The sequence below is a fragment of the Streptomyces sp. NBC_01017 genome (assembly GCF_045162795.1).
In the GTDB taxonomy this organism is placed as follows: Bacteria; Actinomycetota; Actinomycetes; order Streptomycetales; family Streptomycetaceae; genus Streptomyces; species Streptomyces machairae.
Window position 1 is genome coordinate 1,231,023 of sequence record NZ_CP108683.1, and the last position, 23,437, is coordinate 1,254,459.

At 68.4% G+C, this 23,437-nt stretch carries 20 protein-coding genes and 4 pseudogenes; 20 read left to right on the plus strand and 4 right to left on the minus strand.

From position 1 onward, the window contains the following. Positions 1–164 precede the first annotated feature (164 nt). Together OG331_RS06015 and OG331_RS06020 are read left to right on the plus strand one after the other, a co-directional pair. The gene (locus OG331_RS06015; protein WP_406192362.1) at positions 165–983 is read left to right on the plus strand and encodes a dioxygenase; all 819 of its coding nucleotides are present in this window, start codon (positions 165–167) and stop codon (positions 981–983) included. A gap of 44 nt (positions 984–1,027) precedes the next feature. Continuing rightward, on the plus strand, positions 1,028–2,194 hold the full coding sequence (locus tag OG331_RS06020) for a hypothetical protein (RefSeq protein WP_406192365.1): 1,167 nt from the start codon (positions 1,028–1,030) through the stop codon (positions 2,192–2,194). 406 nt (positions 2,195–2,600) lie between these two features. Here OG331_RS06020 and OG331_RS06025 read toward each other — a convergent pair whose 3' ends face one another. After that, positions 2,601–2,795, minus strand: coding sequence for a hypothetical protein (locus OG331_RS06025; RefSeq protein ID WP_406192368.1), 195 nt, complete (start codon positions 2,793–2,795; stop codon positions 2,601–2,603). Here OG331_RS06025 and OG331_RS06030 point away from each other — a divergent pair. The 3 genes from OG331_RS06030 to OG331_RS06040 all read left to right on the plus strand — a co-directional run bounded on the left by OG331_RS06030 (position 2,794) and on the right by OG331_RS06040 (position 4,624). Further along, a complete protein-coding gene (locus tag OG331_RS06030) occupies positions 2,794–3,081 on the plus strand; it encodes a helix-turn-helix transcriptional regulator (protein ID WP_406192371.1) in 288 nt (95 codons plus the stop codon). The genes OG331_RS06025 and OG331_RS06030 overlap by 2 nt on opposite strands. Before the next feature lie 29 nt (positions 3,082–3,110). Then, a complete protein-coding gene (locus tag OG331_RS06035) occupies positions 3,111–3,362 on the plus strand; it encodes a hypothetical protein (protein ID WP_406192374.1) in 252 nt (83 codons plus the stop codon). A 299-nt stretch (positions 3,363–3,661) separates the two neighbouring features. Then, on the plus strand, positions 3,662–4,624 hold the full coding sequence (locus OG331_RS06040; protein ID WP_406192377.1) for an SGNH/GDSL hydrolase family protein: 963 nt from the start codon (positions 3,662–3,664) through the stop codon (positions 4,622–4,624). A gap of 200 nt (positions 4,625–4,824) precedes the next feature. Here OG331_RS06040 and OG331_RS06045 read toward each other — a convergent pair whose 3' ends face one another. Next, complete coding sequence (locus OG331_RS06045; RefSeq protein WP_406192380.1) at positions 4,825–5,085, minus strand: hypothetical protein; 261 nt, start codon at positions 5,083–5,085, stop codon at positions 4,825–4,827. A gap of 226 nt (positions 5,086–5,311) precedes the next feature. On the opposite strand from OG331_RS06045, the gene OG331_RS06050 reads away from it, so the two are divergent. From OG331_RS06050 to OG331_RS06075, 6 genes and pseudogenes are all read left to right on the plus strand, one after another. Next, a complete protein-coding gene (locus tag OG331_RS06050) occupies positions 5,312–6,625 on the plus strand; it encodes a cation:proton antiporter (protein WP_406192383.1) in 1,314 nt (437 codons plus the stop codon). Between the two features lie 437 nt (positions 6,626–7,062). After that, positions 7,063–8,293, plus strand: a pseudogene (locus OG331_RS06055) (PP2C family protein-serine/threonine phosphatase). A 306-nt stretch (positions 8,294–8,599) separates the two neighbouring features. Then, a pseudogene (locus OG331_RS06060) lies at positions 8,600–8,945 on the plus strand (winged helix-turn-helix domain-containing protein); the annotation flags it as partial. Then, positions 8,942–9,298: pseudogene (locus tag OG331_RS06065) on the plus strand (hypothetical protein). The pseudogenes OG331_RS06060 and OG331_RS06065, both read left to right, overlap by 4 nt. Before the next feature lie 306 nt (positions 9,299–9,604). Further along, the gene (locus tag OG331_RS06070; RefSeq protein WP_406192386.1) at positions 9,605–10,579 is read left to right on the plus strand and encodes a GNAT family N-acetyltransferase; all 975 of its coding nucleotides are present in this window, start codon (positions 9,605–9,607) and stop codon (positions 10,577–10,579) included. A 248-nt stretch (positions 10,580–10,827) separates the two neighbouring features. Then, a complete protein-coding gene (locus OG331_RS06075) occupies positions 10,828–11,094 on the plus strand; it encodes a hypothetical protein (protein ID WP_406192389.1) in 267 nt (88 codons plus the stop codon). Between the two features lie 414 nt (positions 11,095–11,508). On the opposite strand, the gene OG331_RS06080 is transcribed toward OG331_RS06075, so the two are convergent. Next, positions 11,509–12,009: a hypothetical protein gene (locus tag OG331_RS06080; RefSeq protein ID WP_406192392.1), complete on the minus strand. Its 501-nt coding sequence runs from the start codon at positions 12,007–12,009 to the stop codon at positions 11,509–11,511. A 1,033-nt stretch (positions 12,010–13,042) separates the two neighbouring features. Between OG331_RS06080 and OG331_RS06085 the strand changes: the two genes are divergently transcribed. Continuing rightward, positions 13,043–13,309 carry a hypothetical protein gene (locus OG331_RS06085; protein WP_406192395.1) on the plus strand — a complete coding sequence of 89 codons (267 nt, stop codon included), beginning with the start codon at positions 13,043–13,045 and terminating at the stop codon, positions 13,307–13,309. A gap of 6 nt (positions 13,310–13,315) precedes the next feature. Here the strand turns inward: OG331_RS06085 and OG331_RS06090 are convergent. Next, positions 13,316–13,826 (minus strand): annotated as a pseudogene (locus tag OG331_RS06090) (hypothetical protein). A 409-nt stretch (positions 13,827–14,235) separates the two neighbouring features. On the opposite strand from OG331_RS06090, the gene OG331_RS06095 reads away from it, so the two are divergent. The 8 genes from OG331_RS06095 to OG331_RS06130 all read left to right on the plus strand — a co-directional run bounded on the left by OG331_RS06095 (position 14,236) and on the right by OG331_RS06130 (position 23,432). After that, positions 14,236–14,952 carry a methyltransferase gene (locus tag OG331_RS06095; RefSeq protein WP_406192398.1) on the plus strand — a complete coding sequence of 239 codons (717 nt, stop codon included), beginning with the start codon at positions 14,236–14,238 and terminating at the stop codon, positions 14,950–14,952. A 186-nt stretch (positions 14,953–15,138) separates the two neighbouring features. Beyond that, positions 15,139–17,781: a type I polyketide synthase gene (locus OG331_RS06100; protein WP_406192401.1), complete on the plus strand. Its 2,643-nt coding sequence runs from the start codon at positions 15,139–15,141 to the stop codon at positions 17,779–17,781. Next, positions 17,778–18,515 (plus strand): thioesterase II family protein, encoded by a 738-nt coding sequence (locus OG331_RS06105; protein ID WP_406192404.1) that lies wholly within the window; start codon positions 17,778–17,780, stop codon positions 18,513–18,515. Before OG331_RS06100 ends, OG331_RS06105 begins: the two co-directional genes overlap by 4 nt. A gap of 56 nt (positions 18,516–18,571) precedes the next feature. After that, a complete protein-coding gene (locus tag OG331_RS06110; protein ID WP_406192407.1) occupies positions 18,572–19,444 on the plus strand; it encodes a 3-hydroxyacyl-CoA dehydrogenase family protein in 873 nt (290 codons plus the stop codon). Between the two features lies 1 nt (position 19,445). Beyond that, positions 19,446–19,715 (plus strand): acyl carrier protein, encoded by a 270-nt coding sequence (locus OG331_RS06115; protein ID WP_406192409.1) that lies wholly within the window; start codon positions 19,446–19,448, stop codon positions 19,713–19,715. Beyond that, positions 19,700–20,878 (plus strand): acyl-CoA dehydrogenase family protein, encoded by a 1,179-nt coding sequence (locus OG331_RS06120; protein WP_406192412.1) that lies wholly within the window; start codon positions 19,700–19,702, stop codon positions 20,876–20,878. The genes OG331_RS06115 and OG331_RS06120 overlap by 16 nt, the downstream gene beginning before the upstream one ends. Then, positions 20,875–22,095 carry a hypothetical protein gene (locus OG331_RS06125; RefSeq protein ID WP_406192415.1) on the plus strand — a complete coding sequence of 407 codons (1,221 nt, stop codon included), beginning with the start codon at positions 20,875–20,877 and terminating at the stop codon, positions 22,093–22,095. Before OG331_RS06120 ends, OG331_RS06125 begins: the two co-directional genes overlap by 4 nt. Beyond that, positions 22,092–23,432, plus strand: coding sequence for an acyltransferase domain-containing protein (locus OG331_RS06130; RefSeq protein WP_406192418.1), 1,341 nt, complete (start codon positions 22,092–22,094; stop codon positions 23,430–23,432). Before OG331_RS06125 ends, OG331_RS06130 begins: the two co-directional genes overlap by 4 nt. Positions 23,433–23,437: the final 5 nt, after the last annotated feature.

Genomic DNA, 23,437 nt, shown 5'->3' on the forward strand with positions numbered 1-23,437 from the left:
TAACACTTCTCGCGTCGTCCGTCATCCGCCGGATGTGCCATGCGTGCACCTGCAGCAGGGTCAGTGCTCGGCAGGGGCCTCCCCTGTCTCACCTCTTTCGCCCTTGCACCCGGCGCCGTTCGCTTCCCCAAGAACGTGCCGGGGCCTCCCCCACAAGGAGCGCCATGCGCCAACACGGTCACGACCGACCAGCCGGCAGCGTCCCCGGCCAACGGCCCGACACGTCGCCCGCACCCGACGCGGCGGACTCGTCCCACGTCGTCACCGCAGCGGCCGCCGACCCCGCCGAGGACACTCCCGAGCCCAGGTCCCGCCGCGCTTTCATCCGCAACACCTCGATAGGCGTCGGCTCGGCGGCCATCGCGGCCGCCGGGATCTCGGCCTCGACCGCCGCTCCGGCGTCAGCTGGCGTCCGACCCGCCGACGCGAAGGCCGCAGGTTCCCCGCTCGCCCTGACGCCCTCCTGCAACGGCAGTGAGACTCCCGCGCAGATGGAGGGCCCGCTGTTCAAACCGGAGTCCCCGCAGCGCACCGAGGTGGTCACGCCCGGCATCACGGGCGTGCTGCTGACCCTGCGCGGTGTCGTGTACGACCCCGAGTGCAACCCGCTCGCCGACACGCTGCTGGAGTTCTGGCAGACCGACCACAACGGCGACTACGACACCTCCGGATTCTCGCTGCGCGGCCACCAGTACACCAACGCCCGGGGCGAGTACCGGCTGGCCACCATCATCCCCCGTGACTACTGGGGCCGTTGGGGCCAACGCACGCCGCACATCCACGTCCAGGCGCAGGCCCCGGGCGGTCCTTTGTTCATCACGCAGCTGTACTTCCCGGACGACACCCAGGCGTACGGCCGTGACTTCGCGCTGCTGAACGCCCGGGACCAGCTCCTCAACCGCGCCTGCGTGGTCGCCCTGGAAGCGCGCGAGGACGGCAACTACAACGGCACCTTCGACTTCGTCATCAAGACCACCGTCTGATGCCGCCGACCGCCTAAGACACAGTGGACGCAAGGGACTTCTTCATGGACGAGAACACCACCCCCGGCGCGCGGAAGCGGCGCCTGCGGCGGACGGTGCTGCCCACGGCCGTCGCCGCCCTGACGCTCGCCGCCGGTCTCGCCGGGGTGCAGCTGTACAACGGCTCCGAGGGCTCGGGGACAGGTACCGCGCCGGTCGCCAACGGCGAGCGCACACCCGGCGGCTGGCAGCAGACCTCCGTGCCGTTCGAGAAGGGCGACATCACCGCTGTCGCCGCGCTCGACGACAAGCAGGCATGGGCGGTCGGCTACAACCTCAAGTCCTACGACGAGGTGGAGCATGTCGCGCTGCGCTGGGACGGCACCGCATGGAAGCAGGAATCCACCATGCTGGACGGCGTCTTCCCGACGACCCTCACCGTGACGGCGGCGGATGACATCTGGGCCGCCGGCTCCACGCTTGTGCACTGGGACGGCAAGGCCTGGACCCAGGTCCGGGCCGCACAGGACCCGGCGGGACGGGTCATGCCCGAGGCCCTCGCCTCGGCCCCGGACGGCAGCGTCTGGTCCGCGGGCCGCGCCATGGGCATGGGCGTGAAGACCGGTGTGCCGTCCATCCAGTCCTGGGACGGCAAGCGGTGGGTGCGCCATGAGCTGCCGGCCACTGGCAACGGCGAGGTGAACGGCATCGTCGCCCTGTCGAAGGACGACGTGTGGGCGGTCGGCACGAGCTACGCCGCCGATGCCCAGTCCGATCAGGAGCCGCTGGCGCTGCACTTCGACGGCGCGTCGTGGACCGAGGCGCAGCTGCCCGGAACGTCCAGCCACGCGACCTGGCTCAGCGGGCTTGCCGCACCGTCCGCGAAGGACCTCTGGGCGGTCGGCGGCCGCTTCACCGACTCGGGCGACCAGCCGTACGCCCTGCATTACGACGGCAAGGCCTGGACGAAGACGGCGACCCCCGAGGTCCCCGACGGCCGGTTGCGCGCAGTCGGCCAGGCGGCGAACGGTTCTGTCTGGGCCGTCGGCGGCAAGGGCTCGGCCTCGATCGCCCTGCGCTGGGACAAGGCCGAGCGCCGCTGGGAGAAGCTCGCCGCGCCCGGCATCAGCGCCCGCGGGCTCGGCGCCGTGCCCGGCAGCTCCGCGCTGTGGGCCGTCGGCATCGCCACCAAGGGCGACCTGTTGCCGCGGATCGTCCGCTTCGCCGGCTGACCTCGCACACGTACGCGGCCGACCCCGCACACGTACGCTCAACCCTGCGCGCGAACGCCGGGGCTCCCCGAATCCGGTCTCGGGAAGCCCCGGCTCCCGGCGTTTCCTGCGCCGTGCTCGGGGCTCCCCGATCGCCGCCTGCCCGCAGGCCGTCCAGCGTCACCACGTCGATGCCGGCGGTCGCCCAGACCGCGCCGCCCCTGTCAGAGGAGGCAAGATCGAACACGCCGGACCATCGGGCATCGCTTCAGCCCTCAAGCAGCACGGGAACGCCACCCTCAACAACGGCCTCGGGAACTACGACAAGGCCCTGGCCGCCGGCCTGCGTGCCTACAGCCGGCTCACCGAAATGGCGGAGGCCAGTGGCACCGACTGGGTACTCGGGGTGCAGGCACGGTCGTGTGCGCTACTGAACGAAGGCGACGCGGAAGAGCGCCGATACCGTGAAGCCATCACTCACCTGGGCAAGACCCGGATGCACGTCGACCTCGCTCGCGCCCATCTGCTGTACGGCGAATGGCTGCGCCTGGAACGCCGCCGCAACGCAGCACGGAAGCAACTGCGCACCGCGCACAGCATGCTGGACACCACTGGACGCCATGGGCATAGCAGCGTTCGCCGAGCGAGCGAGCCGCGAACTACAAGCCACCAGCGCAACTCCCCGCAAACGAACAGCCCCAGCACGGCACGAGCAATTGACCGCTCCGGAAGCTCAGATCGCAAGGTTGGCCCGTGACGGACTGTCCAACCCCGAAATCGCCACCCGCCTCTTCATCAGCCCCCGCACCGCCCCGTACCACCTGCGCAAAGTCTTCGCCAAGCTCGGGAATGACCTCGCGCAGCCAACTCAGGATGGCCAGCCCGCCGTGGGCAGTCAGACCCGGTGATGAGGGCTTGACATTGCTGATTCCACAGAATGCGGGTCTGGCACGCCCTGCGGGTGGAGCGCATCGACGCGAAGATCGCAGCCCTGCAGCGACGACAGGCCGAAGAAGAACGCGGCCGGGGCAACCGTCCCCGACCACCGGACTGGATCGTCGAACTCGGCATCGGTGCCGAACGCACCCCGGTCCAGGTCCATGCCGGCGACTGGGATTCCTGCCGTGACGTCCACCCCGGGAGCCGCGGTCGAGGCAGGCCCGCGTCGACCTGTGCGGCTCGCCGCTGACCGGCGGTGGATGGGCGTGAACAGGACAGCGGGCGGGAACTGCGCGGCGGGCCGGGGTCCGACGGACCACCCGGGATAACGCCGCGCAGCGATCAAATGCGGCGACAGCTCTATCAGCAGACGGGCGTGCGTGATCCGCATGCCGAGCCAACCTGCACAGAACGCGCCACAAGCGGTCCTGAGAACCCTGGAGGCTCGACGGATAGTAACTGTCCGCATTGGATCTAGTGCACTAAGTGACGCTCCTCGTACGGTCATAACGCCGTCAACCCCGTACTCCTGGAGGATTCGTGGCAAACGTGCGTACTCGACTGGCCGTGCTGGGCTCCGCCGTGGCTCTCGCCGTAGGCGCCCTCGTCCCCCTGCAACTCTCCGCCGCAACTCCGGCAGCCGCGGCGGCCTACGAGTGGGTTGCCCTGGGCGACTCCTACACCGCCGGCGTCATCCCGGCGGCGGGCGAGACCTTCGAAGTCCCCCGGGACGGCTGCGAGCGCACCGACCAGTCCTACCCGCAGGTCATCGACCGCGACCTCGGCTCACTGATCGAGCTGACCAACGTCAGCTGCGGCGCCGCCACCATCGAGGACGTCACCTTCAACGCCCAGGAGCCGATCGGCCGCCACCTGCCGCCCTTCTCCGAAGACCCGGACTACCCGTTCCCCCCGGTACCGCCCCAGTCCGAGGCGGTGCACCCCGGCACCGACGTGATCACCGTCGGCGTCGGCGGCAACACCCTCGGATTCGCCGAGATCCTCTTCACCTGCCTGCAACTCGGCGACGGCAGCGGCGGCGTCGACACGCCATGCCGTGACGCCCTCGCCGACAACATCCCCGACCGGCTGACCAAGGTGGGCCAGGACTACGACGACATGCTCGCCACCCTCCACGAGCGCGCCCCGCACGCCAAGATCCTCAACGTCGGTTACCCCACGGTCATCCCCGAGGACACCTCCAAGTGCCGGTACAACGACTGGGAGCAGTTCGCCTCGATCACCCCGGGAGACCTCGACTGGCTGCGCGACGACGTCCTGGGACCGCTCAACGCCACCATCGAGAAGACGGCCGGTGAGCACGGCGACGCGTTCGTCGACCTCACCGACTCCTCCCGGAACCACAGCGTCTGCGACGCGGGCAAGTGGGTGGAGGGCGTCTTCACCACCTTCCCGAGTGACGTGGCCTTCGTGCACCCCAACGCCAAGGGCCACAGGAACGCCTCCGATCACGTCTCCGCGGCGATCCTGGACGCCCTGGGCGTGAACTGAGCCATCTCCGCCATCCTCGGGAGTCGCATCGGGCAGCCGGCCCGATGCGGCTCCCTGCCGTTGTACCGAGCTGCCCCGGCGACCAGGTCGGCTACTGCGCCGGTTGCCATCGCAAGATGCCCAGGTACGGCTCGGGCGGCTGTCTCCATTTGCGGGTGGTTCCTGGCACCGGTGATGGAGCGGTGGGCCCCCTCCGTGCGCTACGTCATCACCCGCAAGCAGCGCGACCAGCACCCGGGCTCGCGAACCTCTCGGAACTCCGTGCGCGGGTCCGCCGCCTCCGGAAGGTTGACGCACGTCGCGGTCGGCAGGCCCTCCACGTTGGCCTGCTCTTCGGCACCGCTCGCGTCGGTGTACGTGTAGTAGAAGTTGCCGAGGATCTCGGCGGAGGCCGGACCGGGAACGGCGACAACCAGTGCCAGGGCGCAGGTGGCCGCGGCGGCGGTGGCGCGAGAGCGCATCAGGGGTCCTTACGAGGAATGGGCGTGCTCAGGCGGCCGACACAGTCGCTGGTGAGCCATGTTTCGCCTGTCTTTGGCGGTGTGACAGCGCCGCGCGTACCCGACCGACCGCGCCACGCCGTTCCACTTCCTGGGCGGTGCGGCCCGGCGTGTCCCCGCCGGTGTCGGCAGGCAGCGGTACGCCGACCTGTAGAAGGGCAGGGTCGATCATCCGGAGGGCTGGAACATGAGCAGTGGTGCTTGGACGGGCGCCGCGGTGGCCACAGTCACTGCCGCGTACGCGCTGGGCTCGCGTCGGCTGTCCACGACCCCGATCTCGTCGGGGATGGTGTTCGTCGGTTCCGGCATCCTCATCGGACCAGCGGTGCTGGACATCGTCGACCTGGCGCACGACGCCGCGCCGATCGTCGCGCTTCTCGAAATCACCCTGGGGCTGGTGCTGTTCACCGATGCCATGACGGTGCGCAGACGAGACCTTCGGACGGGCGGCTTCCTCCCCGGTCGTCTGCTGGGTATCGGGCTTCCGCTGAGTATCGGGGCCGGCTGGCTGCTCGCCTGGCCGCTGCTGCCGGGGTTGACGCTGTGGGAGCTCGCACTCGTCGGCGCCATCCTTGCCCCGACCGACGCCGCCCTCGGAAAGACCGCCATCACCCACCCCCGGGTCCCGGCGCTCGTACGTCACGGACTGAATGTCGAAAGCGGCCTGAACGACGGCATGGTGCTGCCCTTCTTCCTCCTGTTCCTGGCAGCCATCCCGGGCACGCACTACGCGGAGGAGGGCGTGGCCGGCATCTTCTGGCGGGCCCTGGTGCTGAGCACCGCGCTGGGGCTGCTGGTCGGGTGGGTCGGTGGGCGGCTTCTGCAGTGGTCCCGGGCCAAGGGATGGGTCACGCGGGAGTGGCGGCACGTCTATCTGCCGGCCGTCGCGGCCGGGGCGTACGAACTCGCCGTCGTGACGGACGGCAGTGGCTTCATCGCCGCGTGGGTCGCCGGGTTCGCCTGCGGGTTCGCACTGCGCCGCCACAGGATCGAGAGCGACAAGGGACAGCCGGACCACACAGCCGAGTTCACCGAGAACCTCGGTGAACTCCTCGCTGCGATCAGTCTTCTCGTGTTCGGGGCGGTGCTGCTCGGCCCCGCGCTGGAGCACTTGAGCTGGCGGATCATCCTGTACGCCGTCCTCAGCCTCACCGTGGTCAGGCTGCTGCCCGTGGCTCTCTCGCTCGCCGGCAGCGGGCTACGGCTGCCCACAGTGGCGTACATCGGCTGGTTCGGGCCGCGCGGTCTTGCCTCCGTGGTCCTGGCGCTGCTCGTGGTGGAGGAACACGTCCCGGGGGTGGAACTGCTCGGGCGGGTGGTCGCGATCACCGTCGGTCTCAGCGTCCTCCTGCACGGCGTGTCGGCCGTATACCTCGCCGAGCGGTACGGCCGCTGGCACGAGAAGGCCTCGGCCACCTCGCGGGATCTGCGCGAGGGCAGCCCCGTACTCGACACCCCGGTACGCGGCAGGCTCGGCCGCCCGGACCAGACAGAGACGTGAGACGACGTCATCGACCTGTCACCGAGGCGCCACGCGTGCTCTGCTTTCGTGGCGACGGGGCGGGCCGATGTCACCATGGGCGAGGAGGTGTCAGTCCATGACCCGGTTCGATGCCTCATCCCCGGCTGAGCGAGAGACCACCGCCGAGGCGCACGGGCACCGGGAAACGCCTGAGCGATCGCCCAAGAACATGGCCGCACGGCCTGGGGGCAACGTCCTACTCGGCCTTACACCCCAGGGCGGAATCGCTTTCGCGTCAACGATCAGCTCGCGGCGTCAGCCCTGACCGTATTGATCAAGCAGAAGCACGAAGCAGCTGCTTACCGCCATCCGACATGCCGCACATGGCGTAATGAGCGGCCCGGACAAGCCTCACAGGTCACGTTGTGCACAGGCGATCACCACGGTGCGGCAGGACGAAAGCGGCGGGCAGGGCCATGGGCGCGGAGATTCCGGAGGACCGGTCGGAGGGTTTCGGCGAGCGACTGCTGGGCCTGCTGCTGGAACGGGCGCGGCATCTACCGCCGCAGCTGATCGCCCCGCTGATCGCGGAGGAGGTCGCCAGAATCGGAGGCCGTGACGTCTCCAGCCTGCTCCAGGACTACGCGCAGGAACTGCTGGTGCCGCTGCCGGGCCGGAAACTTCACGTCAGCCAGCCCGAATCCGTGATCGACTCCCCCGCCGGCCGGGCCTTCCTGCGCGGGGAGGTCGTCGAAGTGCCGCAGACTCACGGTGTCGTACGGATGTACTTGCCGCTGCTGGACGGCAGCGACACGGTGGGCGTGATGGCTCTCACCCTGGACACCGTCGGTGAGGACGACCGCCGCCTGCTGCGCCGACTCTCATGCCTGGTCGCCGACCTGCTGGTCACCAAGAACGCCTACACCGACCAGTTCTTCCAGGCTTGGCGCCGGGAGCCGATGAGCGTGTCCGCGGAGATCCAGTGGACCCTGCTGCCGCCACTGTCGATGCCCGTACCGCAGTTCGACGTGGCCGGCATCCTGGAACCCCGCCTACCGCGTCGCCGGCGACAGCTCCGACTACGCCCTCAATGACAACATCCTGCACATCGTCGTGATCGACGCGATGGGCCACGGCCTGGACGCCGCCACCATGGCGACCGTGGCCATCGGCGCCTACCGGCACGCCCGGCGCGTGTTCATCGGCCTGGCCGAGAAGCACGCGTTCATGAACGATGCCATCTCCAGCCAGTTCGGCCCCGACCACTTCGTCACGGCACAGCTGATGCACCTCAACGTCACCACCGGTGAGATGGAGCTCGTCAACGCCGGCCACCCGGCGCCGCTGCTGATCCGCGACGGCCAGGTCGTGCAGCAGCTGGAGAGCGCGACGACACTGCCCGTCGGCTTCGGCGGGGAGGAGCCCCGGATCAAAGAGCACACACTCCAGCCAGGCGACCGAGTGCTCTGCTACACCGACGGCATCATCGAGGAGCACATCACCGGCGGACAGCAGTTCGGCGAGCAACGCCTCATCGACTGTGTCAACCGCCTGGGAGAGGAGCCCTCCCAGGGGGTGCGGGCGGACCTGCGCATGCTCTCCCACGTGCTGAAGAGCGAACGGGGCGGGCGTACCAGCGACGACGCCACTCTTTTCATGATCGAGTGGCGCGGGGGTGCCGCTGACCACCTCGCGGTCCTTGACTGAGCACCTCGAAGTCAACCGGGTCCACACCGGGGACTGCGCCGCCCACGCAGATCACGCTCCTGCGGGCCCCACTCCATGCCTGCCCTGCTGACCAGCCGTGTAGGCCGTCAGCGGCAGCGAAGTCAGCACCGAGGTCTGGCCGGGGGTCCTCCCCCGCCCGGGGAAGTCGACGTCGACGTCGCCCGGGACAGAGCCGGCCGATGGCGCCACCCCACACGCCGGCACCGCACCCGCCACTCGGCCGTGGGTTACCGCCCTCCACGCGAAGTCCACGCCGAGTACGAGAAGTTGCGAATCGCCGCGTGAAATGAGGGCCCGGCATCGCTGCCGCTGGTAAGCGACGACTTTCGCCGTGCTGGAGCGTGAGCCGGCCAAGGGGCCGGTGGCGCATGGGTGGCCGGCCCGGACGTGGACCCTGTCGCGGATCAAGACGCTGATCGGGCGCCGCTTTCTCAGGAGCTACACCGTGCAAGGGGTGGCCGCCCTGCTCAAGCGGCACGGCTGTAGCTTCCAGGTCCCCGCCCGGCGGGCGGTCGAGCGGGACGAGAACGTGATGGCCGGCTGGATGAAGGAGACCTGACCGCAGGTGGAAGGACCGTGGCGGCGCTCGACGCCTGGCTCGTCTTCGAGGACGAAGCCAGATTCTCGTTGACGCTGCCGACCACCCGCACCTGGTCCCGCCGCGGCCAGACCCCTGTGGTCCACGTGCGGGGCCGCTGCCGCCGCCGCTTATCGGTGGCCGCCCTGGCCTGCTACAAGGCCGGCGAGTCCTCGCGGCTGATCTACCGGCCATGCCCGGACGTCCGACCCGATGGGCGCAAAGCTTCTACTCCCGGTCGAGGCATCTGCTCCGTCCTGCGACGCACCACCGTGGCCAATCGTGCCTTCGCCGGACCCCGATGACTTGATCACTGCCGTCCCACGCTGCCTCCGCCAGCTCCAGCACGCCACGACGTCCTCGACGGCTGCCTCACCGGCACCGGCCTCCGACGCCAGCCACCATGACGACATCACGCATTCAAGGTCAAGTAGCCATGGCGGGCTCCAATAGTTCGCTGGGCGAACTTGTCGACGGCGGCGATAACCACGGCGGGGCGAGGCGGTAGAGCAGGCACAGTCGGCGCTCCTACGGCTCCTCGGAGGCCCCCGGCAGACCGGGGCCCAGCGGGTCGCCGATCGGCAGGAAAACGGCCGCCGCCCGGTCGTCGGGGAGTGCGGCCGCTCGATCCTCGATGTACCGCCGGATCTGTCGCTTCGCCCGCGGCGCACGTCCGTGGTGCGATGGAACTGGGGGCGGAGAGGAGAGCGATCATGACCGCAGCGAAGCGAACGAGTGTCGCCACCTCGGGGTCGGTCCGCCCGCTGGTCGAGCCGGACCTGGATCGGGCCGACGAGATCTTCAGGGTCGCCTTCGGGACCTTCCTCGGGGCCCCTGAGCCGGAGACGTTCTTCGGGACCGTCGACTATGTCCGCACCCGCTGGGCGGCGGATCCACACGCGGCCTTCGCAGCGACCGTCGAGGGCGAGGTCGTCGGATCGAACTTCGCCGCCAACTGGGGCAGCGTCGGGTTCTTCGGCCCGCTGACCGTACGTCCGGATCTGTGGGACCAGGGCATCGGCAGGCGCCTCATGGAACCGGTCATGGCCTGCTTCGACACCTGGGAGAACCGCCACCTCGGCCTGTTCACCTTCTCGCACAGTCCCAAGCACCTCGAGCTCTACCGCCGGTACGGTTTCTGGCCCCGATTCCTGACAGCCATCATGAAGAAACAGGTCGCCGTCAGTGCCGCAAGCCCCGGCCGAGTGCTGTTCGGTGAGCTGACCGCCGCTGAGCGGCCCGACGCACTCAGCCTCAGTCGCGCACTGACGGGGGCCGTGTACGAGGGCCTGAGCTTGGAGCGCGAGATCATGGCCACACAGGCACAGGGGCTCGGTGACACCATCCTTCTCGAGGGTGCCGCCTCCGACCTCGACGGTCTGGCCGTCTGCCACTGCGGAGCGGGGTCGGAGGCCGGTGAGGACGTGTGCTTCGTCAAATTCGGCGCCGTACGCCCTGGCCCGGACGCCGCGGACCGGTTCGAACGACTGCTGAATGCGTGCGAGCAACTGGCCGCCGAGAAGGGACTGGGGCAACTGGACGCCGGAATGAGCCTGGCCCGCCAGGATGCCTACCAGCGCATGGTCGACCGCGGTTTCCGTACCTGGCTGCAAGGCGTGACCATGCACAAGCCCAACGAACCTGGCTACAGCCACCCAAACGCCTACGTGATCGACGACTGGCGCTGAGTCCACCGCCGTACTCGGCTTCGGGGAAGACCCGATGCCGTCAGGAGACGACTGACACCAGGACTCCACGCTGAACGACCGGTCGCTGACCGCCCGTCACCGTTCCTACCGACCCCTCGGCATTCCGCAAGGATCACGAGACGGCAGCCCCTACGACACCACGCTTTGAAGGTCAGTAGGCACCTGTCCGGAAAACGCGAGGCCCCTCGCATCCCGGCCGATCGCTCGCCGACGGCCACACTGGAGCCATGAGCAAGCACCACTTCAGCGTTGAGCAGACCGGCATCGGCTGTACCTCGAGCCTTACCCGCACGTCCCATTACCGCCACAGCCTCCGCTACGAGAACCCGGCCGGCGGCGCCTGGACCAGTCCCGAGGGGCACACACTGCGCACTCCATGCGGCCTCACCGTGGTGACGTGTACCTGCGGCCTCGCCACCAAGGCGCTGCCAAGTAACGATGCGCGGCTCGTCTACGAGGAACACCGCAACACGATCCGCGACGAAATGACATAAGCAGGGGCTCCGCCGCTAGGCCGCCACGCGCCAGGGCCAGGGCCAGGGCCAGGGCCAGCCGAGGGTGGCGTGTTGCGGCCGAACTCGGCCGCTGCCGGGTCAGCTCCCTTGATCAGAGGTAGGTGACCCGGTCAGTTGTTCGGCCTCTGTCCAGAGTCGTTGGCCTGGCTTGGGGCAGCGGCTTCGGCACCGGGGTGAGCTGCCTTCACGCCACGGCCGCGTATCTCCTTGAAGCCGGAAGGGCCGAAGAATTGGCCGCCGCGCACACCGGGCGCAGTGGCGGCATGGAGCTGAGGCAGTGCGATCCGAGCCGCGCTGACCGGGGCCGACCTGAAGGTGCGCGAGTTGGATCTGGCCAGCCCGCAGTTGCTCGACCAGAGCGGCCTCCGCCGCATGCGGTTCCGTGGATCGGGATCAGTGGTGCTTCCTGTCGACTGCCCGGAAGCTGCCGACGAGCGCGAACGGCACCACGCTGCCGTCGAAAACCACCGTTCCGGGGATTGCGCTGCTGGAGTCTCCGCGCCCGATAGTCGCAATTGCAGCACCGTTGTCGCACGTAATCCCGGTGAAGAATTCGATCCTCTTGTCAGATTCGTTCCGGACGTTGAAGCTGGTCGCCGGACTACTGATTACAGCGATGCACTCACCCCCCTCTACCGAATACGTTCGCTCGTTGACATAGACCCGTCCGCGATCGTCATCGTCCCTCCAGTCGCCGTACTTCGACTGCCCGTTCCCGCCCGTCTGGCCGTCCCCGCCCACGTCCCCTCCCTGAGGCAAGGAGGCAGCGGCCTCCTGCACCGACGCGGCGGACTCCGGTACGGAACTCGAAGCCGACGCATAATTCACGGTCGTCGCAGCGACGACGGTGATGCCCACCGACAATGCGATCCCGACCACGGTACGCGTACGCATTCCGCTTCTCCCTCTCGCAGGCATTTCGTTTTCTCCATCTCTCATGGGATGCCAGCCGACCCGGCCGCCTACGAAAGAACCTACTCACGCCGAAAACTGTCGCCACTTCAGAAATCTGCGACAGACACCAGAAAGGGGCCGATCGGGCGTTCAAGAACCCGGAACAGCACATGTGACGGGTCATCAAAAAGTGACATCAGAAGTGACTTGGCCACACCATGGGGCCATACGGGGGACTGACTGACACCTCGTCACACTTCTGCGCGCGTGTCGGCCATTGACAACGCACCGCACGACGGCTAGGGCGCCACCTACGGACATCTGGATCTGCCCTGATCAGCGCCTCACATCAGGAACTGTAGCGGGCACACACAGCCGCCACGGACAGACTTGCCGACACCACCGCACAATGACCGCAACGCGGCCGGTCCAGACACAACCACCGCAGCGACAGCCAGGTGACCTGCCAGAGACCAGGACCATGACACCCCAGGTAACCGACGACAAGTCAAAACCCGCGGCCACCACCGGAGCGGGGTACCATCGCCCCGGCCCGAGAATCCGCGCTGCCGAAACCCCGAACCCAGCCCTGGTCCAGGAACAGCCCAGCGCACGACACATACCCCTGGCGCGAGAAAAGCCGTAGGCACCAGCGCGGCCGAGGCCTCGGCCCGGGCGCCCGGCCGCCCGCGGTCCAGGACCGAAGCCAGGGATTGCCATCCTCGCCGGCCGCACCACAGCCTCCGCAGCCGGCAGTGGCCTTCGCGCCAGTCACCGCCTCCCAGCCGCGGCCGTGCCCACCCAGCCCCAACCGTGACGGCGGCCCTACTCGTTCCCGCTCCGCCCACGGCCACCACCGAGGACGGTCCCGCCCGCGCTGCCGCCGCCAGTCGTCCCAGCCACCGCTGCCAGCCGTGGTACCGGTCGTGGCGATGTTCGAGCTGGTGGCGTTGGCGCCATCACCGACCCGGCCGCCACCGCAGCGGTCACCGGTGCGGGAGCCGGCACCCGTCGCGCCGCCGGCACGGAGCTCGTGCTTTCAGCCCCAGACGCAGTCCCCTCGCGGAGCGCCGCACCAGCCTGCGCCGGCTACACCGGCAGCCTCGTCGAGCACTGCCTGGCCGCGCTGGGGCTGGTCCTGGCGATCGTCAAGCGCAGCGACGGAAAGAAGGGGTTCGTGGAGGTGCCCAAGCGGTGGATCGTCAAGCGGTTCTTCGCCCACCTGATGCAAGTCGCCGCCTGGTGCGCGACTTCGAGCGCCGCACCACGAGCGCCGAGGCGATGCTCTACTGGTCGATGACGCTCCTCATGAGCCATCGCCTGGCCGCGAGGCGACGGGGTCGGGAAGCATGAGCCGGCCGGGCCGCGGACTCGGCGAGCCAGCCGCGGGCCACCAGACGTGTCGCCTTCGACCGCAGCGCCTCGACCGTTGCCGGCACCACGTCCATGCCGAACACCGCGGCCATCTCCTGGCAGGTCAGCGGCCCTTGGCGGAGGTCATGACGGTCCGTCAGCGCCTGCAGAATGCGCTGGTAGTCGACCGACAGCATCACCCAGCCCAGCCCTTCACGCCACACTGGAACCCGCGTTTCCGGCTTCGCCGCATCCCGCAGATCCCGAGCGGCCCTCGCATCAGCGTTGCCGTTCTCCGGAACGAGCACCGCGCCGACCCGCGAGCGGGCGATGGCCCACTCATTCCACTCCAGCTCGGACAGGGCCAACTCGGCCTGGATGCCGTCGGCTTCCTCCCGCAACTCCTCCACCCGACGCCGAGCGGAGAGTTCGTGCTGTTCCAGCAGTCCCACGACCAGCGACATCCGCAACCTCCGCAGGAACGACGACACGACAGCCCACCACTCCCACGGAACCGCCGACCTTATGCCCCACCAGCGAGAACGCAGCCCTCAAGCCCGGAAAGACAACAGCTACTCAGCCGGTGAAGTACAAACTCCGGACCTGCCGGTAGCGTGAAACCAAGTGGCTCGGCTCCACCCAAATCGGGACGGTCCGGCGTCGCCATTCGAACCGGGGCGATTCAGAGCGCCCCTTTCCGGACTTGATAGTTCCACTTCTTGGAAGGTGGCGATTCTGCCATCAAAGCCGGGAAACGTCACTCACGGCGCCATCGCTGCCCCTCACAACTGATCATGGATGACGTATCGTTCCCCCAACCAAGTCGGCGGGTACGACTGCCCGTCCTGACCGGTCACGCCAGGAGGGCATGCGTTGCGTAAGTTCGGCTATCAGGTGGGACGTTGGGACCTGGCTCGGTACAGGGAGCGTTCCCCGCAGGACACCTTTACCGCCCTGGACCGAGAGTGGAGCCTCCTTCCCGATGTGTGGCCGGGAAACGCGATTGCGACCCGACTGTTCACTTCCTGGCTGCCGTACAAGGAAGCCGATACTTTCCTCGAAGTGGGCTGCGGGACAGGGGTGACGGCTGTCACCGCCGCACTGCAAGGCTGCTCTCGGGTATGCGCCCTCGACATCAGTCCGGCAGCCGTGGAAAATTCCAGGCTGAACGCTGTTCGGCACGGCGTGAGTGAACGCATCACGATCCTGAGGAGCGACCTCTTCTCGGAGCTCGGTTCGTCCAATGGGTTCGATCTGATCTACTGGAATTCCCCCTTCGCCGAGGCACCGACCGACCATTTGTACGAGAGTCAGCTCGACTACGCCGTCTTCGACGCCGACTATGCGATGCACCAGAGGTACTTTGCCGAAGCACACCGATACATGACCGACGGCGCCCGGCTGTTCCTCGGCTTCAGCGACACCCTGGGCAACAGTGCACGCCTGATGGATCTGGCCACGACGGCGGGATTTACAGGTTCGGTGTACCAGCGGGAAGTGTTCAGCCTTCCCATCAGCGTGCCTGGTGTTGAGACATCGGGCGGCGATACGAACGTGGACTACACCCTCTACGAGTTTCGCGAGGCGTGAGCCAGGACCTCGTCTCTCCCGCCTCCGCGACAGTGGACAGCGACCGGGCCCGGTTGGCCGTCCTCCACATATCCGGTGCCTGGCGGCTCAGTCCTGCCGTTGCCTGACCGGCCAGACGGTATGTCCGACTTCATCGGGCTTCAATCCCGCACGACAGAAGGTTGGTGACCAGTGACAACTACCGCGGTGAGCACGGCCGATGCCCGACAGTCGGCCGACGGAGCCACGCACATAGCCGTCATCGGCCTGGCCTGCCGCTTCCCCGGGGCGCGTGACCCGGAAGCGTTCTGGCACAACCTGCTCAACGGCACGGACTCGATCACCCGCCTCACCGGACCGCAGGGAGTGGCAGCGCGAGGCCTGCTGGAGGACCCCGAGTGGTTCGACGCCGACTACTTCGGCATCTCGCCTCGGGAGGCCCGGGTCATCAACCCGCAGCAGCGGATTTTCCTGGAGTGCGCCGTGGAGGCACTCGAGAACGCCGGCTGTGACCCTGTCCGCCACTCCGGTGCCGTCGGCGTTTATGCGGGTGCCGGGGAGAACGCATACGCGCAGATCCTCAAGGCAGGGCGGGCGCAGCTGTCCTCGATATCCGACTGGGAGATCCGGGTGGCCAACGGGCCCGACTTCCTGTGCAGCCGGGTCGCCCACAAGCTTGGTCTGCGCGGTCCCGCCGTCGCGGTGCAGGCTGCCTGCGCCACCTCACTGGTCGCCGTCCACCTGGCGATACAGGGTCTGCTGAACGGGGACTGCGATCTCGCTCTGGCCGGGGGTGTCACGGTACGTGTCCCGTCGACGCTGGACTCCTCCGACGAAGTGGGGATTCTGTCACCGGACGGCGTCTGCAGGGCCTTCGACACCGACGCCCGCGGGATCGTGGGCGGGGACGGAGCAGGCGTCGTCGTACTGAAACGTCTGGCGGAGGCGGTGGCCGACGGCGACCGGGTGGATGCGGTGATTCGTGGATCCGCCGTGAACAACGACGGCGGTGGCGGCATCGGTTTCACCGCGCCCGGCGTCGACGGGCAGGCCTCGGTGATCGCGAGCGCACAGCGTGCCGCAGGGGTGGACGCGCGGTCCTGCACTTATGTGGAGACTCACGGGACGGGTACACCGCTCGGCGACCCGGTGGAGATCGCCGCACTCACCAAGGCTTTCCGCCGCACCACCGATGAACGCGGATTCTGCGGGGTCGGTTCGGTGAAGACCAATATCGGACACACCGATGCGGCCGCGGGAATCGCGGGGTTGATCAAGACGGTCCTCGCACTGAAGCACGGCGTCATTCCGCCCAGTCTGCATTTCGCGACGCCCAACCCGCAGATCGACTTCGAGGCGAGCCCGTTTCGGGTGATCACACAGCCGCAGGAATGGAAGGCGCAGGAGGCGCCCCTACGCGCGGGGGTCAGCGCGTTCAGCGTGGGCGGAAACAACGCGCATGTCGTCCTGGAACAGGCACCGCGGCCAGGACATCTCTGCCCGCAACCGTCCTCCTGGCAGCTGCTGCCTCTGTCGGCAAGGACCCCCGCCGCCCTGACCGCCGCCACGGACCGCCTCGCCGAGCACCTGCGCGCGAATCCGAGAACCCCGCTCGCCGACGTGGCCTGGACCCTGCAGACCGGACGCCGGGAGCACGGGTACCGGAGGTTCGCGCTCGTCGACGGGGCCGCGGACGCGGTACGGGTACTGGCCGGAGAGCAGTCGGACAGATGCGTCACCGCCCCCCAGGAGACTGGCTCCCGGCCACTGATCTTCCGTTTTCCGGGAGTCGACTCCCGTATGGAGCATGCTAGATGGGCACGCCTGTACGAGGTCGAGCCGGTGTTCCGCCGCTCTGTCGACGACTGCGGTGCCCGGGCCGAGTTCCAGGCCCTGGCCGCTTCCCTCCGAGTTGGGGACGACACGATCCAGCCCGGGCATTCCGTGCGTTCGACAAGCACTGACATGACGTCCTCCACGGGCACCGACGATTCCGGCACCTTGATCGCCTTCGCCGGCTGGTACGCCTCTGCACGCATGTGGTCGCGATGGGGCGTCGAGCCGGCCGGGGCTGTGGGCGAGGGCTTCACGGCGCTCGTGGCGGCGGCCGTGGCCGGGGTGTTCGAGCCGACCGAGGCGGCCAGGCTGGCGGTGATGGCGTTCCGGGAGCCTGAGGCCGTAGCACTGGAGCAACTGATCCGGCGGATCGGCCCGCGTGCACCCGCGATGCCCCTCTGGACGGGCGACATGAAGCGGGTATCGTCCGCCCAGGTCACAGACCCGGCCTATTGGGCCGCGTGCCTGCGGCAGCAGTCGAGGACGGCCCACGAGGTGCCCACCGCGCTGCCGGACGACACGCGACGCGTGGTGCTGGATGTGGAGGCCGGAGGCCCCCCGGCCGATGAACAGACCGCATTGCGCATGCTCGGAGACCTCTGGTTGACCGGCGCGCGAATCGACTGGTCGGCGGTACACGAAGGGCGGTCTCGACGAGTCGCCCTCCCCACCTATCCCTTCGAACGGCGGCGGTACATCGTGGAGGTGGACGAGCCCTCCCTCAGTCACGCCGCCTCCGCGATCATCCCCGCACCCACTGCCCCGTCCCCGGAAGCCAAGACCCTGGACGTGATCACCGCTCTGTTCTCCGAGTTCCTCGAACTCCCGGACATCGAGCCGGACGAGAGCTTCTTCGACCTCGGGGGCGACTCCCTCATGGCCGCCCGGTTCGTGGCGCAGGTGCGCGAGGTCTTCCCGGTCGACCTCGTGCCCCGGAACCTCTTCGAGGCTCCCACCGCCGTCGCACTCGCCACCCTGATCGATGACCGTATGACCGCGGAGGGTACGCGATGACGCGTTGGACCGTCCGTCGGCACCGGCGTGCGGACGCCAGGGCCTCCCTCTACTGCTTTCCGCACGCCGGCGGATCACCAGGCGAGTACGTGCGTTGGTCGGACGACCTGCCCGACGTACAGGTCTGGGGAGTGCATCTGCCCGGCCGCACCACCCGCCGGGCCGAGCCGCCGTTCACTCGCATGGAACCGCTGGTGGACGCCCTGGTGTCGGCCGTCTCCTTCGACGGGCCGTTCGTGCTCTTTGGCCACAGCCTCGGGGCGCTGATGGCCTTCGAGACCGCAAAGGAGCTGCGCCGACGGGGTCACGCACAGCCGCACCGGCTGATCGTGTCGTCCTGCCCGGCCCCGCCCCTCATGCCGCCCGCCCGCCCGCCGGTGCACGCTCTGGCGGACGACGAGCTGCTCGCCGAGATCGAGCGGAGCTGGGGCGAGTCCCTGGATCACCTGCGTGGCGACCCAGACCTGAGAGCCCACGTACTCGACTGTTTTCGGGCCGACTTCACCCTTTTGGAGAGGTACCGGCACGAGCCGGACGACAGCCCACTCGACTGCCCGGTCACGGTCTTCGCGGGTACCGAGGAGCCGTGGACGCCCCGAGCCGGCGACTGGGCCGCGTACACCCGCGGTCCCACGGAGGTCGAGCTCCTGCCCGGGGGCCACTTCTACTTCCGCGACGGGCGGCAGGAGGCAATGCGTGCCCTGCGAACGGCTGTCTCCACGACTTCGCAGTGATCGTCTGCGCAACCGCACGACGACCTTCACGAATTCACGATGAAAGGAGACCCCGAGTGGACCGAATAGGCGTCGTGGGCGCCGGCACCATGGGCACCGGTGTCGCGCAGCTCTTCGCCGAGCACGGCCATGAGGTCGTGCTCGTGGACGTGGCAGATCACATCCTCGAGAACGCGCTGGCCGACATCAGCAGGAACATACGGCTCGCGCCGCTCGTCCGGCCGGGGACACCGGAGCGACCGCCGGAGCAAGTCACCGGGCGCATCCTGTTCACCACCGATCTCAAGCAGCTGCGTCACGTGGACTACCTCGTCGAGAACGTCACGGAACGATGGGATGTCAAGCGCCCGCTCTACGAGGAGCTCGACACACTGTGCCCGCCCAAGGTGCCCTTCGGCGTCAACACGTCCGCGATTCCCATCACCCGCGTCGCGGCGGCCACCAGCAGGGCAGACCGTGTGATCGGCACTCACTTCATGAACCCGGCCCACCTCAAGCCCACGGTCGAGGTGATCCGCGGCCACCACACCTCGGACGAGACCTTGGCCCGTACCCAGGCACTGCTGGACGACGTCGGCAGGCGACACATCGTGGTGGCCGACTCGTCGGGATTCGTGACCAACCGGGTGTTGATGCTCACGCTCAATGAGGCGATCTTCGTCCTCCACGAGGGTGTCTCCTCGGCAGCGGACATCGACCGGCTGTTCAAAGAGTGCTTCGGGCACGCGATGGGCCCGTTGGAGACCGCGGACCTCATCGGACTGGACACCGTGCTGCTGTCCCTCGAGGTCCTGTACGGCGACTTCAACGACCCCAAGTACCGTCCGTGCCCTCTACTTCGGAGGCTGGTCGACGTCGGTCTGCACGGCAGGAAGACCGGGCAGGGCTTCCATTCCTATGAACGCTCCAACGAGTCGGGGGTCCGGTGACATGGCTGAAGACGACAAGCACCTGATACGCGAGTTCATCTCCACGAACATGCAGGGCGTGCCGGTGGACGACGACGAGGATCTCTTCGCAAGCGGATACGTGAACTCGCTGTTCGCCGTACAGCTCGTCATGTGGATCGAGCGGACCTTCGACCTCCAACTCGTAGGCAAGGACCTCGACTTCGCGAATTTCTCAACGATCGATGCCATCGCCGCCTTCGTGGACGGCAAGCGCACCCTGGCCGGAGGCGGCGCGTGGACTTCGAACTGACCGCCGAGCAACGCCGGCTCCGCAAAGAGGTCATCTCCTTCGCCCAGAAGGAACTCGGCCGGGAAGCAGCCGCGGACGACCATGACGCCCGATTTCCCGCGGAGGACTGGCGCCGGTGCGCGGAGTTCGGGGTGCTCGGCTGGCCGGTGCCCGAGGAGTACGGGGGGCGCGGCCTCGACCCGCTGACCACCATGGTTGCCCTGGAGGCGCTCGGCTACGGATGCCGGGACAACGGCCTGGTGTTCGCCATCAACAACCACCTCTGGGGCTGCGCGATCCATGTGCTGCTGCACGGCACGGAGGAGCAGAAGCAGCGCTACCTCCCCTCCCTGTGCGCGGGCACACTCATCGGGGCCCAGGCCCTGTCGGAACCCGAAGCGGGGTCGGACCTCCTCGGTCTGACCACCACAGCGCGCCGCGACGGAGACGGGTACCGGCTGCACGGAACCAAGTGCTTCATCAGCAACGGCCCGGTCGCCGACGTCTTCGTCACCCTCGCCCGGACCGGCGACGAGGGAAGGGCGCAGAATCAGCTGTCCGCGTTCATCGTCACCAGCGACATGCCCGGTGTCGTCAAGAAGTGCGAACTGCCGAAGATGGGGCTGCGGACCACACCGATGGGTGTCGTCGAGTTCGACGGCACTCCGGTGTCGGCGGACAACCTGCTGGGGCGGGAGGGTGCCGGCTACTCGGTCTTCACCTCGTCCATCGAGTGGGAGCGGTCCTTCATGTTCGCCTCCCAGGTGGGGGCCATGGAACGACTGCTGGAGACCTCGGTGCGGCACGCCAACTCCCGGCACCAGTTCGGGCGCCCGATCGGCGCCTTCCAGGCGGTCTCGCACCCGATCGCGGACATGAAGATCCGGCTGGAGCTGGCCCGGATGCTGCTGTACCGCGTGGGCTGGCTGAAGCGAGAGGGCCGGCTGGCGTTGCTGGAGGCCACGATGGCCAAGATTTTCATCAGTGAGAGCCTGGTGCAGACAGCGATGGGAGCGGTCGAGGTGCACGGAGCGCGCGGATACCTCACCGATGACGGGATCGAGCGGGAGTTGCGCGACGCACTCGGCGGCCCCATCTACGCCGGGACCAACGCGGTGCAACGCGGGATTCTCGCCGAACTGCTGGGCGTGCGCGGGGCGTTGTCCGGAGGCGGGGCGCAGTGACCAGGATTCCGCTCACCACTCCGGTGCCCTCGGCGCTCGCCGACGAGCTGGCCAAGCGGGTCTACTTCGTCTCGGACGCGATCACCGGCTTCTCCCTGATCCGCTCCGGAGACGAGATCACAGGCGTGGACATGATCACGGAGACGTCCAGCCCGGTCGACCCCGTTGAACTCGCCCGAAAACTGCATGTCGTCGTGACGAACGACGTGCTCGGCCAGCGACACGTCGAACCCAAGGTGGTCTGGCGGGCCGCCACCCCGGGAACGGCACGGTACGCCTTCGACGACTTGCTGGCCCGGGGAGCCGCCACGGAACTCGGTGAGGGACAGATCGCCCTGGGCGAGCCCGTCCTGTCGCTGATGGACCACCTGGACGGCGAGATACGAGCCCTGGTCATGGCGGAGTTCGGAGCGCGGGAGTACCGCTATCCGACCCTGATGACAGCGGACGCGCTGCGGCGCACCGGCTATGCCGAGTCCTTTCCGCAGCTGCTGATGTTCGTCTCCAGACTGCATGGCGACGTCGACAGCTATCAGGGGTTCCTCGACTCCCTCGCGGAGAGCGGCGATCTGTCCGAGGCGCTGCGCGAGCAGGGCGGCGGATTCGATCACTGTCTGCCGCCGACCATGTGCTTCCACACCTACCACCAGTTCGCGGACCGCACGCTGCCGGCTCCTTCGCTGGTAGTGACCGCCTGCGGGAAGTCGTTCCGGCACGAGTCGCGGTATCGCCGCTCCCTGGAACGGCTATGGGATTTCACCATCCGGGAGATCGTGTTCCTCGGCTCGCCGGAGTTCGTGCTCAGTTCCCGCACCCGGCTGATGGAAAGGGTCTACGCCCTGATGGAGTCCCTCGGGCTGGGCGGCCGGTGCGAGGTCGCCAGCGATCCGTTCTTCCTCAACGAGGGCACCGCGGCACGCACCTGGTCGCAACGCCTGCTGGAGCAGAAGTACGAACTGCGGCTGCCACTGGACGAGGAGGCCGAGGGCGGCTCGGTAGGCTCTGAAGACAGGCCACGTGACGTCTCGGTTGCCTCGTTCAACTACCACGAACAGTTCTTCGGGAGGTCCTTCGGGATCCTCGACGCCGTCGGCGAGCCCGTCTTCACCGGCTGCGCCGGCTTCGGCCTGGAGCGGCTCGCTTTTGCGTTCCTGTGCCGGCACGGGGTCGACCCCGAGGGCTGGCCCACAGCCGTCAGGACGGCAGTGGCGCTATGAGCGGACAGACCTCTCGGCCTCGGCTGCTGACCCTGTCCGCGCCCACGTCCGCGGCGCTGGAGCGAGCGACCGACGAACTCGCGACACGGCTGGAGAGCCTCGGCGACACGGGGTTCACGGAGCTTCCGGAGCTTCCGGAGCTACCGGAGCTACCGGACGCGCAGGTGCCAGTGGGCTCCGTGCGGCGCGCGATCGCGGCGGGCACGGCGGCCGAGGCGGCTCGACGGCTGCGGAAGCGTGACCCGCGCCGGGTGTTCACCGGCGGCCCGGGCACCCGTACATCCCGTGTGTTCCTCTTCTCCGGAGTCGGGGACCAGTACCCGCGGCTGGGCGCCGGACTCTACCGGCGCCTGCCGGAGTTCCGGCGCGAACTCGACCGGTGCTTCGGGTTCCTCGCCGCCGAGCACGACCTGGACCTGCGTGCCGTGCTGTTCCCGCCGGAGACGTCCGCGGGCCCCGGCGACGGCCGCCCCGACCTGGCCGCGCTCTTCGACCAACGAGAGACGACTCAGGAGATCCACCGTACGGTGGTGGCGCAGCCCCTGATGTTCACCTTGCAGTACGCGCTGGCCCGCGCCCTGGGCACGTTGGGAGCGCAGCCATCCGCCGTGGCCGGCTACAGCGTCGGCGAGTATGCCGCCGCATGTGTCGCCGGGGTCTTCCCTCTCGAGGATGCCCTGCGGTTGGTCACCCGCCGTGCCCAGCTGGTGGACGAGCTGCCGACGGGCGCGATGCTCGCCGTGGTGGCCGGTCCCGGAGCGGTGGCCCCGTATGTGGGCGGTCAGGTCTCGCTCGCCGCACTGAACGGGCCCGAACAGAGCGTGCTCTCCGGACCGGTCGAGGCCATCGAGAAGACTGCTCGGCGGCTGACCGCCGCCGGGGTTGCCTGCCGACGTCTCGCGACCTCGCACGCCTTCCACTCGACGATGACGGAACCAGTGACCGGCCCGCTGGAGGAGTTGCTCAGCACGCTCCCGCTCCGACCGCCGGACATCCCCGTGCTGTCGAACGTGACCGGGACATGGCTGCGCGAGGAGGAGGCGACCAGTCCTGCCTACTGGGCGCGGCACCTGAGCCGGACCATACGGTTCGCCGACGGGGTGGCCGAGCTCTGGCGGCTCGCCGACCCGCTCCTAGTCGAGCTGGGCCCAGGGCAGACCCTGTCGCGACTCGCGCTGCAGCACCCGAGCCGCCCGGCCGACGCGGCGGCACCCGTCGTCCAGACCCTGCCGGGTCAGTTCGAGAGCCGCACAGAACAGGAGCTTCTGCTCGCCGCGGTGGGACAGCTGTGGACCGCGGGACTGGAGATCGACTGGCATGGACTACGCCAGGAATGAGGGCG

Bases quoted from the DNA above. Each gene is read 5' to 3' on its own strand.
- OG331_RS06015 (WP_406192362.1), top strand. From the start codon at position 165: ATGCGCCAACACGGTCACGACCGACCAGCCGGCAGCGTCCCCGGCCAA.
- OG331_RS06020 (WP_406192365.1), top strand. From the start codon at position 1,028: ATGGACGAGAACACCACCCCCGGCGCGCGGAAGCGGCGCCTGCGGCGG.
- OG331_RS06030 (WP_406192371.1), top strand. From the start codon at position 2,794: ATGGGCATAGCAGCGTTCGCCGAGCGAGCGAGCCGCGAACTACAAGCC.
- OG331_RS06025 (WP_406192368.1), bottom strand. From the start codon at position 2,795: ATGGCGTCCAGTGGTGTCCAGCATGCTGTGCGCGGTGCGCAGTTGCTT.
- OG331_RS06035 (WP_406192374.1), top strand. From the start codon at position 3,111: ATGCGGGTCTGGCACGCCCTGCGGGTGGAGCGCATCGACGCGAAGATC.
- OG331_RS06045 (WP_406192380.1), bottom strand. From the start codon at position 5,085: ATGCGCTCTCGCGCCACCGCCGCCGCGGCCACCTGCGCCCTGGCACTG.
- OG331_RS06050 (WP_406192383.1), top strand. From the start codon at position 5,312: ATGAGCAGTGGTGCTTGGACGGGCGCCGCGGTGGCCACAGTCACTGCC.
- OG331_RS06070 (WP_406192386.1), top strand. From the start codon at position 9,605: ATGACCGCAGCGAAGCGAACGAGTGTCGCCACCTCGGGGTCGGTCCGC.
- OG331_RS06075 (WP_406192389.1), top strand. From the start codon at position 10,828: ATGAGCAAGCACCACTTCAGCGTTGAGCAGACCGGCATCGGCTGTACC.
- OG331_RS06080 (WP_406192392.1), bottom strand. From the start codon at position 12,009: ATGCGTACGCGTACCGTGGTCGGGATCGCATTGTCGGTGGGCATCACC.
- OG331_RS06105 (WP_406192404.1), top strand. From the start codon at position 17,778: ATGACGCGTTGGACCGTCCGTCGGCACCGGCGTGCGGACGCCAGGGCC.
- OG331_RS06115 (WP_406192409.1), top strand. From the start codon at position 19,446: ATGGCTGAAGACGACAAGCACCTGATACGCGAGTTCATCTCCACGAAC.
- OG331_RS06130 (WP_406192418.1), top strand. From the start codon at position 22,092: ATGAGCGGACAGACCTCTCGGCCTCGGCTGCTGACCCTGTCCGCGCCC.